The sequence below is a fragment of the Granulosicoccus sp. 3-233 genome (assembly GCF_052681095.1).
On record NZ_JBQYLE010000002.1, the window covers coordinates 603,627 to 616,758 of the forward strand.

Sequence of the window (13,132 nt, forward strand, 5' to 3'; positions counted from 1 at the left end):
CTGTCTCGTGAAGACGCCCAAGCGACTCCAGCCGCTGCTGGAAGACGGTCTGATCGATGAAGTCCTGCGACCTCTGATGAGTGGCAAGGAAGCCACGGTCTACCTGGTGCGCAGTGAGGGTCGGATTCGCTGTGCCAAGGTCTACAAGGATGTGGCTGTGCGCAGCTTCAAGCAGGCTGTCCAGTATCAGGAGGGACGCAAGGTGCGCAACAGCCGTCGCCAGCGAGCGATGGACAAGGGTACGCGTTTCGGGCGTGAAGAACAGGAGAAAGCCTGGCAGAACACCGAAGTGGAGGCGCTGTACAGATTGCGTGATGCCGGTGTTCGTGTGCCAGAGGCATTCGGATGTTTCGACGGCGTGCTGTTGATGGAGCTGATCACGGATGCGCAGGGTGAAGCTGCACCGCGATTGAACGATGTGCTAATACCGATGGAAAGAGCTGCTGCCGATCACAAGACCATGATGCACTATGTGCTGCGCATGCTGTGTGCAGGACTGGTGCATGGCGACCTGTCGGAATTCAATGTGTTGATGACCGAAGAGGGGCCGGTCATCATTGATCTGCCGCAGGTGGTTGATGCTGCCGGGAACAACCACGCGCCGACCATGCTGGCCCGGGACGTGGCCAATATCACACGCTATTACGCCCGGTATGTGCCGGAGCTGGCCGAGACGCGCTACGCGGAAGAGATGTGGGCCTTGCATGAAGCCGGTGCCTTGCATCCGGACATGACACTGACAGGGAAATACGCTCGCGAAGAGCAGGAAGCGGACGTCGGTTCCGTGCTGCAGCAGATTCAGGAAGCCTATCGTGAGGAAATGGAACGGCGGGAACGACTCGGCGACGACTGAGTGGCAGCGCTGATCGCCAGCCTGGCAGACCTTGCATTGTCGCAGGCGTCATTGCAATGGCAGGGTTCCTGCCTTGCAACGCGCCTGTCTCGTTTCTGCCGATATCAACGACTGACAAATCGAACATGCTGCGGATCGAACCAGGTTCGCGAGTATTCGGCCAGCTCGCCATCCTGATCCCGTGATAGCCGCTCGATGAAGCCCCAGTCGCCGGTATGGCGCTGACGCCACGATTCCGGTGCCCAGTCAGGCAGAGGTCCGACACCGACTCGGTCCTCGACGCGTGTAATGCGAAAACCCAAGACATCACGGTAGAAGCGGTACAGTGAGTCGGTGACTTCTGCCGCATCGATGTGCTCGGCATGACGTCCATCGAGCCAGATTTCCTCAAGGGCGGCTTCGCGCTGGTTCAGGTGTCTGATTCGTCGGAATCGGAAAGCCTGCGTGGCACTGCCGATATCCGGGAATCCCTGTGGCTTGTCCAGGTGGTCGAGCGACAGCAATCGAGCGCTGGGAGTCGCTGGTCCGTCCACCAGTTCCAGCCGGAACAGGGCGTAGACATTGTCTTCATCCAGGGTACTGTTCACATAGTTTCCGGAGCCCTGGATACGGGTGAGCAAACCACGATGCTCGAGCTCTGCCAGGGCCTTGCGCAGGGTGCCTACCGAGATGTTCAGCCCTTCAGCCATGTTGCGTTCGGGCGGCAGTCTCTCACCGTCGGGCAATACACCCGTCTTGATATCCCTGACCAGCATCTCGGTAATCTGATTGACCAGTGGCACGCGGCCCGATAATTCATTGTGTGAACCTGACAATTCGGATTACCTCAGGTGGAGTCGTGAATCGTGGTTTGACAAATTGATATACGATTGATACATTCGGTTGCACTGTCTGCCGAGGTTTTTGTCCATGAGCGTCGTACCCGTCAAGTCTGCATCCCTGCAAGCCGCAGAGGTGTCCTGGTTTGCTCCCCTGTGCTCCGATGATTATCGGTATCTCGGCGTTCCCGATGGGCAGTATCGCAGCAATTGGGAAAATACCTCCCGAATCGTCCGTCGTGCCGACGAGTTGGGATTTCGCAATATCCTGTGTCCTTCATCCTATCAGGTTGGACAGGATACTCTGAGTTTCGTCGCCGGCAATGCGCCGCTGACCGAATCCATCAACATGCTGGCTGCTGTACGTTGCGGTGAAATGCAGCCGATCATGCTGGCCCGCACACTCGCCACACTGGATCACATGCTGCAGGGCCGGTTGACGGTCAACATCATCTCGTCAGATTTTCCGGGCCAGAAGGAGGACAGCGCCTATCGATATCAGCGTTCCCGCGAAGTGGTGGAGATACTCAAGCAGGCCTGGACGCAGGATGAAATAAACTACAAGGGCGAAGTCTATGATTTTTCAGGCCTGACGACTGATCCCGTCCGCCCCTATCAGACCAACGGTGGTCCGCTATTGTATTTCGGCGGCTACTCCCCACCGGCGCTTGACCTGTGTGGCGAGCATTGCGATGTCTACCTCATGTGGCCGGAAAAGAAAGAGGAGCTGGCCGAACGCATGAAGGCCGTCAATGCCTGCGCGGAAAAATACGGAAGAGTGCTGGATTATGGCCTCCGTGTGCACATGATCGTGCGCGAAACCGAGGAGGAAGCGCGAGAACATGCCCGATCACTGGTTTCCAGACTGGACGACGAGCAAGGCAGAACCATCCGCGAAAGAGCGCTGGATGCCACCTCCTTGGGCGTTTCCCACCAGGCTAAGAATCGGGACATTGCAGATGATGAAGGGTATATCGAACCCCATCTGTGGACGGGTGTCGGTCGTGCCCGGTCCGGTTGTGGGGCGGCGCTGGTTGGCAGTGCCGAGCAGATCATCGAGACCATCGAGGAATACAAGGCCATGGGTATCCGGGCCTTCATATTTTCAGGTTATCCGCACCTGGACGAGTGTGATTACTTCGGTAAACTGGTTCTGCCACATCTGGATACCTGTTCGCTGCCACAGGAGCATGGTCGGGTTCCTGCCAGCACACCGGCGACGCCGCTGGGTGTGGGAGAGCGACGCTGATGTCGGTGGTACAGATGCTGGAAACCCCCGGCGGCGCGGTTCCGCTGGTCTCGGATGAGATCTGGAGCGCTGAAAACGGCAGTTCGCGTGATCTCCGACATGCCTTCGGTCGTTTTGCAACCGGGGTGACGGTCATTACCATTGATAGTCCGGAGGGACCGTATGGCATGACAGTCAACAGTTTTTCATCCGTCTCGCTCGATCCGGCGCTTGTACTGTGGTCGGTGGATCGGAAATCGGCACGCTGCCCGTATTTTCTGGAGGCAAGTCATTTTGTCGTGAACATTCTCGGCGCCGGGCAGACCGACATGGCTCTGGGTTTTGCCAGAGATCCTTTCGCCTTCGATGATGCGTCTTGGCATGAAAGCGCGAGCGGTCTGCCGGTACTGAACAATTGCGCCGCGACGCTGGAGTGCAAGCGCGAAGCGGTCCATCCCGGCGGCGACCATTTCATCATCGTGGGTCAGGTAACCAGAGCTTGTGTTGCCGAGTGCGAGCCGTTACTGTTCTACAAGGGAGATTTCGGCGCCATGGCCTGAGCCGGCTCGGTCGGTCCTCTGCGGTATCGTGGGGCGGCTGTTGCAGTCCTTCTGCGGCGGCTTGTCGCTGCACCGCATCGTCGGTGATCTTCGAAAAAACCGATTGGCCGCTTGTCAGTGGTTGTGGAGAATGTCGTGAAGGCAGAGTGTTTCGAGCTTGAGGTCCATGATCGCATTGCGCACTTGCAGTTGTCCCGTGCGGACAAGCGAAACAGCATGATTCCGTCTTTCTGGAGTGAGCTTCCCGCTCTGATGGAGCAGCTACAGTCCGATGGTGATGTGCGCGTTGTTGTATTATCCTCTACCGGCCCGCATTTCAGCAGTGGTATGGACTTGTCGGTGTTCACGGCAGGCTCATCCACCAGTGCCGAGGCTGCGTTCTCAGACAGTGAGCCGAGACAGCAATCTGACCCACGACAGCGGGCGATCAGGCTGCGCGACACCATAAAACGGCTGCAACACAGTTTCAGTGTCCTGGAGGAGGCTCGCATTCCTGTCCTGGCAGCCATCCAGGGGGGATGCATAGGCGCGGGTGTCGATCTCGCTGCCGCCTGCGACATGCGCTATGCCACTCGTGATGCCTTCTTTACCATTCATGAAACCAATCTGGCGATGACAGCCGACGTGGGTACGTTTCCGCGTATCTGCAAGTTGATGCCCGACGGCATGGTCAGGGAACTGGCCTATACCGGACGCAAGCTGACGGCAGACGAAGCGCTGCAGTACGGTCTGGTGAATCGGCTCTACGAGACGCAGCAGGAGCTGCTGGACGAGGTCATGAAGATTGCCGGAGAGATCGCCTTGAAAGCGCCGATGGCAGTCCACGGTTGCAAGCAGATGATTCTGCACGCCAGAGATCATTCGGTTGCCGATACGCTGGATTACGTATCCGTCTGGAATGCGGCATTTCTGGAGCAGTCGGAGGTGATGGAGGCGATGATGGCCGGCAAGGAGAAGCGTGCTGGTAACTTCACCTCGTTGCCCGGAAAAATGACGGATGATGATCCCATCGGACTGTCATGAGAAAGGCCGTATCCGGCTGACGGCGGAATGTGGCTGCCAGGACATGCGCTGGTGTGAGTGATCGACATGACGGCTGATCAGGACGAACCGGCCACTGATGTCGGCCTGCAGACTCTGGTCACTGCCTGGCCTCGGGATGCAACGTTTCTCGAGGCCTTGCATGTTTCCTGGATCGAGCAGTATGCCGATTACATCGGCGAAGCTGCTGCGCATGCGCTGGTGAACAGGTTGTTGGTGACAGACGAGCTTTATCCGGGGGAGGGTCAGCAGGTGCAACTTGCCCTGATCGGCACCAGACCGGTGGGGGTCGCTGCTTGCAGATCGATGCAGGGGCTGAGCCTGATCACGATGCTGGAGGTGTTGTCCGAACATCGGCAACAGGGGGTGGGTAGCCGGCTGTTGACGGACTTGCAGGCACGGACCACAGAACGCCTGTTTGCCCATGTCTCGATTCATCGGCCTCAGGTGCGACGCTTCTATGAGCGTCAGGGGTTTCGTTGTTTATCCAGGACTTGCGTTGATCACTACGGCCATGCGCTTGAATTCGATGTCATGGTGAAGTAGCTGGTGAACATCCGGATCCGGGGCGGGAAGACACAGGGCGTGCCCTGTGTTTCCTCCAGCTCCGGATCCGGAGCATGACAGTCAGCCTTTATTCGGCCGATTCTCCTGCCATCATCCATTCGAACATCAGGCCCTTGGCCGAACGTGCTTCGAAGCCTTTCCAGTACGTGTGCTCTTCGGCGAAGCTGCCATCATCGTTGGTGGCATACACACCGTCATTCGAATCCTCGATCAGCTCCAGATAGGCTTGCTTGTCGATATCACTCTTCAGATAGCGATCCAGCCAGGCAGTGGTGAAGTGCTGGGCGATGTTGTTCATCCTGACGGTATCCCAGACGGCATCGGCGTAGTGCCCGAACGGGGCGAAGCCCAATTGCTGACTGAAGGCATAGCTCTCTGCAGGTGCCGGATAGGGCGCAGCGGCGTTGTGGTTGGCATGCTCGAAGGTCAGCAGCGCACGATCGATGTTGATGCTTTCCTTCCATATATCGCGTACACCACCCTCGTAGAGCGATACGTCATCTTCCGAACCGGCAACGAAGAGCATTGGTATCTGTACACCCTGGAGTGTTTCCGCGTCCCAGAAGCCGGTATTTCGTCCCCAGGGGGCAAACGCGATGGCTGTCTTGATTCGGGGGTCCGGCAGATTGTTGTGTGAGTCACTACCGCTCTGGTGGATGCCCAGTGTGCCGTGAGGTGGACTGAAGGGGAAGTCGACCGCTGCGGCCGTCACGCCGCCACCGGCAGTGATGACAGCACCGTATCCGCCCATCGAGTAGCCGATGACGGCTGTGTTGTCAGTATCGATGAGACCATGCAGGAAACTGGCAGGGTCGGCATTCAGCCGCGTCATTTCCTCGAGTACGAAGATCTGATCCAGCGATCGGTTGCGCAGCGTCGAGCCGAAGGCTGCCTGAGTGCGATAGGTGGAGTCGGTATGATCGATGGAGGCGACCACATAGCCTTTCGAGGCGATGTTCTCTGCCAGATGGGACAACAGGAAACGGTTACCCGGATATCCGTGAGAGACGATCACCAGCGGGAATGGCTCGGAATTGATGACCGGGGCAGCCCAGAGAGTGGCCTGGCCGTGCAGGTCGACTTCGATGGTCGGATCTCGCAGGAAGGCTCTCAGTGTCTTGCTGCCGGTGGCTCCCGGATACGATGGGTACCACATCTGCACGACCAGCTCACGATCATGGGTTGGCAGAGGATCCGGCGCGTCTACCGACGGGTCCAGTGCCAGTACGTTGACCTGATCGGGATTGGTCAGTGTCAGCGGGCGTGTGCCGACTTCATGGCTGCCATACGCTGCCAGTTCCGGAGCATCAGGACGCTGCGTGTCTATCCGGTTTTCGGAATGCGCAGGCAGGGCTGCAAACATTGTCGCCATCAGTGTTGTCATCAGGGCAAGTGTGCCCATTGGACGGGTGCGTCCCGTGAGTAGCATGGTGAATTCTCCGTGGGTTGAATTCTCACTATTACACGCATTTTCCAATGACACAACCATGAATCAATTGTCTGTTCATGCGTCTCTGGCGGGGCAATCCGGTCGGTCTGCGGGCAAGCAGGTTCACGACGACTTCTCAGTTTTGAAACAAGATACGTCTGTTCGAGCCTCGCTGGCATGCCGGGGAAATGACTTGGAGCACATCCTGCAGTGGCGGACGGTGCACCCTCTCATGTCCCGAATGCAGGTGATGTTCAAATCCTTTCGCACACAGTCGAACCGGCCCAAGGCATCACCGACACTGATCGATCCACTCGAGCAGCGCTTGCTGTACTCCGCCGATCATCCATTGGGTCTGGCGGTTGCGCTGGACAATGGTGATGATCTTCAGGATGAGTTGCAGCAGGATCAACTGACGGCAGCGTCCCTGGCAAGCCTGTTGACAGCGCCATCAGAAGGCAGCACAGGCAGGATTGCCTTCGTCGATAGTGACGTTCCCGATGTTCTCGAGCTGACCGGTCGCTTGCAGGAACAGGGGATACAGGTGCATACCGTGGATGCAGACGAAGATGGCATAGCGCAGGCCGGCAGAGTGCTGGCGGGCTATTCCGATCTTGACTCGGTGATGATCTTCTCCCATGCGGCCAACGATGGTTTTTCCCTGGGATCGAGCACGATAGACAGTGTATCGATCAATGCAGTGGAGGATCAATTGGCAGCCTGGGGACAGGCATTGTCCAATGAGGCGGATCTTCTGCTGTATGGCTGCTCATTGGCCGATGATGCCGACAGCCAGCAGTTTCTTGCCCGTATCGCCGAGCTGACGACCGCCGATGTTGCCGCCAGCGATGACACGACGGGGCATGTCGATCGCGGTGGCGACTGGGATCTGGAATGGAGCATCGGGGAGGTCGATACCAGAATTCTCGACGACGCCATGATGCAAGACTGGCAGGGTAGTCTGAACAGTATCGTGGTCACGACGGAGCTGGATGTCCTCGATGCCCCGGATCTTGACTCGCTGGCCGCTCTTGAGAGCAATCCGGGTGCGGACAATGCCATTTCCTTGCGTGAAGCGATCATCGTCGCCAACAACGACGCCTCCGTATCGTTGATAGAACTGGCCGCCAACACCACGTACCAGTTGACCATCGGTGCCGGGGATGCCGCTGAAGATGGCGGGCACAAGGGGGATCTGGATCTCGATGGCAGTTTCACCATCTCGGGAGGCGGTACCGCGACCACGGTGATCGATCAACAGGTCGAGGGGCGGGTGGTCCATGTCCTGGGTGATGCCGATGTGACCCTCAGGGAGTTGACCCTGACAGGTGGCGATGAGTCGGGCGAAGGGGGTGGGCTGAGAGTCGACCAGAACGGCACGGCACTGCTCGATTCCGTGACAATCAGAAACAACCATGCGGATGATGATGGGGGCGGGATTTCCAACATCGGCAGTCTGATCGTGGTTGATTCGACCATCGCCTTCAATACGACGGGAGGTGATGGTGGCGGTATTCACAATGATGAGTCTGTGGATCTGGATCGAGTCACGATCAACGGTAATGTGGCGGATGCCAGGGGTGGGGGATTTCACCACAGGGGGCCGGGTAGCAATGCAAGTCTGGATTATGTGACGATTTCCGGAAACAGTGCTGAAGACGCCGGGGCGATCGATACCAACTGGGCCATGCAGATCGAGAACAGCACGATCGTCCAGAACACCGATGGGTATACCTCAGGCGGAATCTATATCACCGGTTCCGAAGTCATCTCGCTGAGAAACACGGTACTTGCCGATAACACGTCCACCAATGCCGATGTCGATGAATACCAGGTCGATGGCAACATTGTTTCTCTGGGATTCAATTTCATCGAAAATCCTTCCGGGAATACGCTTCTGGACACGGATATCGTGGCAAGCGACCCCATGCTGGCCGCATTGGCAAGCGGTAGCGGCAAGGTGCAGACCCATGCCACGCTGGCCGGTAGCCTGTTGTTGAACAGGGGGGGCACCACAACTGCCGTGACGGCAGCAAACGGCAATGCTGTGGACCAGATACCGGATATCGGGGCATATGAGTCCTCCGAATCGGCAGGCCTGCTTTTCTGGACGGATGGATCGGACACGATATTCCGTTCGGATGTGGAAGGCAATCATGTACAGACGATTGTCAGCGGAATCGACGACGAATTGATCGACATGGAAGTGGATTTCGGCAGCGAGCGAGTTTACTGGCTGGAAAAGGATTCGGGGGATTTTCGCAGTGCCGCTCTGGATGGCAGTGGTATCCAGACACATTTCAATACGGGTCTGAACATCTACGGATTTGCCCTGAATATCGCCGAGGGTGAGGTCTTCATGAGCGACCGTCAACCCACCAATCACAGAATCGTCACCTTCGACCTGAGCGATGGCAGCTTCGAGACGGAGAATGATGCACTCGACAGGATAGAGTCATCGCCGACTGACGTCGAATTCGATCCAGTCAGCAATCGTCTCTATTGGCTGGAAGAACAGCTCACCATATTGATTACCTTCATCAACGAAACCGCCCTCGAGGTATACGATCGGGACACCAATGAACGCTTCACACTGGAGATCGATGCGGTTTCCGATATCAGCAAGGACAGTGCGCTGGTTCTGAATGCTGATGGTAGCCGTGTCTACTGGGTAGACTCCGAGTCGACCGCCAATGAAGGCATTCTGGCTGTTGCCGATACGGATACGACATCTCCGACCCCTCTGTCGGCAGTGTATGTAGCCGAGACTGTTGAAGGCATCACCTTCGATCCGATGAACGATCGTGTGCTGATAGCCACAGGATCGGGTGATGGCGGTCAGATCCTGTCCTTCGATGAGGAACTCGGGGATGTGCAGGTCATTCACAGTGGGCTCGGAACCGCGTCCTCACTGGCGTACATGAGTGTGCTCAGTCATGGACCGATTGAGGAATACAATACAGGAGTGGCGCTGCTGGAGGGGCAGAACCCTGTCATCGACAATACTGCGCTGTCGTACCAGGATAGTGACAGCAGTGCGGCGCAACTGATCTACACGGTGACGACACTTCCTGTCGAGGGCGATATCCTGGTCAATGGTACGATTGCCAACAGCTTCAGCCAACAGGATATTGATGATGGACTGGTTGTGTATGACAACAATGGTGAGCATACGGGGTTTCAGGACAGCTGGCAGGATCAGTTCGAATTCAGTGTCTCTGACGGCACGACTGTACTGTCCAACCAGACCTTTGTCTTCAGCATCGACAATATTGATGATGAACCGGTCATCGATCTGGCGCCGGTACCGCAGATTGCTCGGTGGAGCACCCTGAATCTCGATAACACGCATTTCGGAATTGACGATCCGGATACTCCAGCTGACGAGATCACCATCAATGTCGTTCAGGAGAATGAAGGTAGCGTCATGTCGAACGGATCGAGTATTGACGAGTTTACTCTGGCTGAGCTGGAAGCCGGCCTGATCTATTTCACTCACGACGGTACTGACCCTTCCGTTTCTGCCGGTTTTCGGTTTACGCTCAATAGCGGTGCTCATGTTCAGGGGCCTGTCGAATTCGAGATCGATATTCTCGTTCAGGATGATCCACCCGCACCGATCATCAATGGTGTCTCGGTACAGGAGGACGCGACTGTCCTCATCACCACGGCCGAACTGACGGCGAATGATTCTGATACCGATCCATCGAATATCCGTTACACCTTCAACATCGATCCGGCGGTGGGCGAGCTACGGGTCGATGGCAGTGTGAGCTCGAGCTTCACCGAGCAGGATCTGATTGACGAGCTGGTGATCTACAAGGACCAGGGCAATCATGTGGGTGTGGAGGACAACTGGACCGACAGCCTCACCTTCACACTCGAAGATGAAACCACTCAATTGACCGGGCTGATCTTCGAGGTCGCGGTCAGCAATGTCGATGATGAGCCCGCACCGATCATCAATGGCGTCTCGGTACAGGAGGACGCGACTGTCCTCATCACCACGGCCGAACTGACGGCGAATGATTCTGATACCGATCCATCGAATATCCGTTACACCTTCAACATCGATCCGGCGGTGGGCGAGCTACGGGTCGATGGCAGTGTGAGCTCGAGCTTCACCGAGCAGGATCTGATTGACGAGCTGGTGATCTACAAGGACCAGGGCAATCATGTGGGTGTGGAGGACAACTGGACCGACAGCCTCACCTTCACACTCGAAGATGAAACCACTCAATTGACCGGGCTGATCTTCGAGGTCGCGGTCAGCAATGTCGATGATGAGCCCGCTCCGATCATCAATGGTGTCTCGGTACAGGAGGACGCGACTGTCCCCATCACCACGGTCGAACTGACGGCGAATGACCCGGATACCGATCCATCGGATATTCGTTATACCTTCAACATCGATCCGGCGGTGGGCGAACTACGGGTTGATGGCAGTGTGAGTTCGAGCTTCACCGAGCAGGATCTGATTGACGAGCTGGTGATCTACAAGGACCATGGCAATCATGTGGGTGTGGAGGACAACTGGATCGACAGCCTCACCTTCACACTCGAAGATGACACCACTCAATTGACGGGGCTGATCTTCGAGGTCGCGGTCAGTAATGTCGATGATGAGCCCGCTCCGATCATCAATGGTGTCTCGGTACAGGAAGACGCGACTGTCCCCATCACCACGGCCGAACTGACGGCGAATGACCCGGATACCGATCCATCGAATATTCGTTATACCTTCAACATCGATCCGGCGGTGGGCGAACTACGGGTCGATGGCAGTGTCAGTTCGAGCTTCACCGAGCAGGATCTGATTGACGAGTTGGTGATCTACAAGGACAAGGGCCACCATGTGGGTGTGGAGGACAACTGGACCGACAGCCTCACCTTCACACTCGAGGATGAAACCACTCAATTGACGGGGCTGATCTTCGAGGTCGCGGTCAGCAATGTCGATGATCCACCGGTCATTCAGCCAATGCCGGACGTGCAGATACAGGAAGGTGACTTGCTGACCTTGAAGGCCGAGCATTTCGGCGTGGAAGATGATGATACTGCCCATGGCGATATAGTCTATATCGTCAGCGACCTGGAGTCGGGCACACTGATCGTCGATGAAGTTGTCGGCAATCGTTTCACTCACGCAGACTTGCTGGCAGACAAGGTAGTGTTCGATCACGATGGAGCGGAGCCTTCGCAGGAAGCTGGTTTCAGCGTCACGGTGTCTGATGCTTCCACCGAACTGCCTGTCGAGCGCCTGCTGTTTTCGGTAACGCCGGTTGACGATGAAACGCCTGAAGCGGCGGATCATCAATTGTCGGGCGCTCGTGGAGAGGTTCTGAACGATCTCGATTCTGGTGCACAAAGCCTGTTGCAGGGCGCTGTTGATCTGGACGAGCCGGTGGGCGTTCTCATGGCCAGTCTGCAGCAGCTGCCATTGAATGGCACGGTGGTCGTCAATGCAGACGGCACCTTTGAATACCATCATGATGGCAGCGAAACATTCAGCGACAGCTTCACGTACACGATCGAGGATGCCGGTGGGAATGTTTCCCTGGCTGCGACAGTAACGATCAGTATCAGCGGCAACTCCTCTCCGGTACTCACCGGCAGCATCGATGACCAGGTTGCCGTGGAAGCGCAACCATTTCTGTTGACGCTGGATGCAGACCTTTTCAGTGATGTCGATGAAGACCAGCTTGTCCGGGAGATTACCCAGGCGGATGGTGCTGCCTTGCCGTCCTGGCTGACGTTTGACGAATCGATCGGGACATTGTCCGGTACCCCGTCGGATGCGGACACCGGATTGCTGGCATTGTCAGTCAAGGCGGTGGATTCCGAAGGGGCGAGTTCCCAAGCGGTGGAGTTCTCGATCATGATCGAGAATGTCAATCAGGCACCGGTGCTGGATGCCGCTGCGCAGGTAGAGGTTGCGGAAAATCTTCCAGGTGCCAGGCTTGCGACGATATCATTCACCGACACGGATGCCGACGATGTACTGACACCGTCGCTGAGTGATGACAGGTTCCTGATAGAGGGCGATCTGATCAGCCTGAAACCGGAAACAAGTCTGGATCATGAGCAAGAGCCTGAACTGATCCTGACTGTTACTGTTTCTGACGGTGCAGGAGGTTCTGTCAGTCAGCAGATGGTCATCGTTGCACAGGACATGAATGATCTGCCGGTGGTGCAGAGCGAACCACAGGCACTCAGCGTGGGACATGAGGTCTCGACAACGCTGCCTGCAGCAGACTGGTTCTTCGACCAGGACGGTGATGCACTTGCCTATTCACTGGTGCAGCGTGATAGTGAGCAACTGCCACCCTGGATACTGTTCGATGCGGATGCCTTGTCCGTTTCGCTTGGCGATGTGCCTGAAGAAATCGATTCATTGCCGGTGAACCTGCTGGCAGATGATGGTCGTGGTGGCAGGGCGGAATTGCAATTGGTCCTGCAGATCGAACCGAAGGCAGAGCCTGCCAACCCGGTCGAGCCTGAACCCGAGCCCGAGCCCGAGCCTGAACCTGAACCTGAACCTGAGCCCGAGCCTGAACCTGAACCTGAACCTGAACCTGAACCTGAACCTGAACCTGAACCTGAACCTGAACCTGAACCTGAACCTGAACCTGAACC

At 56.7% G+C, this 13,132-nt stretch carries 8 protein-coding genes; 6 read left to right on the forward strand and 2 right to left on the reverse strand.

The genetic code is table 11. The features are described 5' to 3' along the window. Positions 1 to 7: 7 nt before the first annotated feature. Positions 8 to 853 carry a PA4780 family RIO1-like protein kinase gene (locus ACUNV4_RS07515; RefSeq protein ID WP_430877891.1) on the forward strand — a complete coding sequence of 282 codons (846 nt, stop codon included), beginning with the start codon at positions 8 to 10 and terminating at the stop codon, positions 851 to 853. A 104-nt stretch (positions 854 to 957) separates the two neighbouring features. On the opposite strand, the gene ACUNV4_RS07520 is transcribed toward ACUNV4_RS07515, so the two are convergent. Then, positions 958 to 1,668, reverse strand: coding sequence for a GntR family transcriptional regulator (locus ACUNV4_RS07520; protein ID WP_430877892.1), 711 nt, complete (start codon positions 1,666 to 1,668; stop codon positions 958 to 960). A gap of 94 nt (positions 1,669 to 1,762) precedes the next feature. Here ACUNV4_RS07520 and ACUNV4_RS07525 point away from each other — a divergent pair, with 94 nt between their 5' ends. The 4 genes from ACUNV4_RS07525 to ACUNV4_RS07540 all read left to right on the forward strand — a co-directional run bounded on the left by ACUNV4_RS07525 (position 1,763) and on the right by ACUNV4_RS07540 (position 5,046). Next, positions 1,763 to 2,920, forward strand: a complete 1,158-nt coding sequence (locus ACUNV4_RS07525) for an LLM class flavin-dependent oxidoreductase (protein ID WP_430877893.1) — start codon at positions 1,763 to 1,765, stop codon at positions 2,918 to 2,920. Beyond that, on the forward strand, positions 2,920 to 3,459 hold the full coding sequence (locus ACUNV4_RS07530) for a flavin reductase family protein (protein ID WP_430877894.1): 540 nt from the start codon (positions 2,920 to 2,922) through the stop codon (positions 3,457 to 3,459). Before ACUNV4_RS07525 ends, ACUNV4_RS07530 begins: the two co-directional genes overlap by 1 nt. Positions 3,460 to 3,594: 135 nt before the next feature. After that, complete coding sequence (locus ACUNV4_RS07535) at positions 3,595 to 4,482, forward strand: crotonase/enoyl-CoA hydratase family protein (protein ID WP_430877895.1); 888 nt, start codon at positions 3,595 to 3,597, stop codon at positions 4,480 to 4,482. Positions 4,483 to 4,548: 66 nt separating this feature from the next. Continuing rightward, the gene (locus ACUNV4_RS07540) at positions 4,549 to 5,046 is read left to right on the forward strand and encodes a GNAT family N-acetyltransferase (protein WP_430877896.1); all 498 of its coding nucleotides are present in this window, start codon (positions 4,549 to 4,551) and stop codon (positions 5,044 to 5,046) included. Positions 5,047 to 5,134: 88 nt separating this feature from the next. Here the strand turns inward: ACUNV4_RS07540 and ACUNV4_RS07545 are convergent, their stop codons facing one another. Continuing rightward, complete coding sequence (locus ACUNV4_RS07545) at positions 5,135 to 6,496, reverse strand: alpha/beta hydrolase family protein (RefSeq protein WP_430877897.1); 1,362 nt, start codon at positions 6,494 to 6,496, stop codon at positions 5,135 to 5,137. A gap of 232 nt (positions 6,497 to 6,728) precedes the next feature. Between ACUNV4_RS07545 and ACUNV4_RS07550 the strand changes: the two genes are divergently transcribed. Continuing rightward, positions 6,729 to 13,132: cadherin-like domain-containing protein (locus ACUNV4_RS07550; protein ID WP_430877898.1), on the forward strand; the 6,404-nt coding region annotated here is incomplete at its 3' end.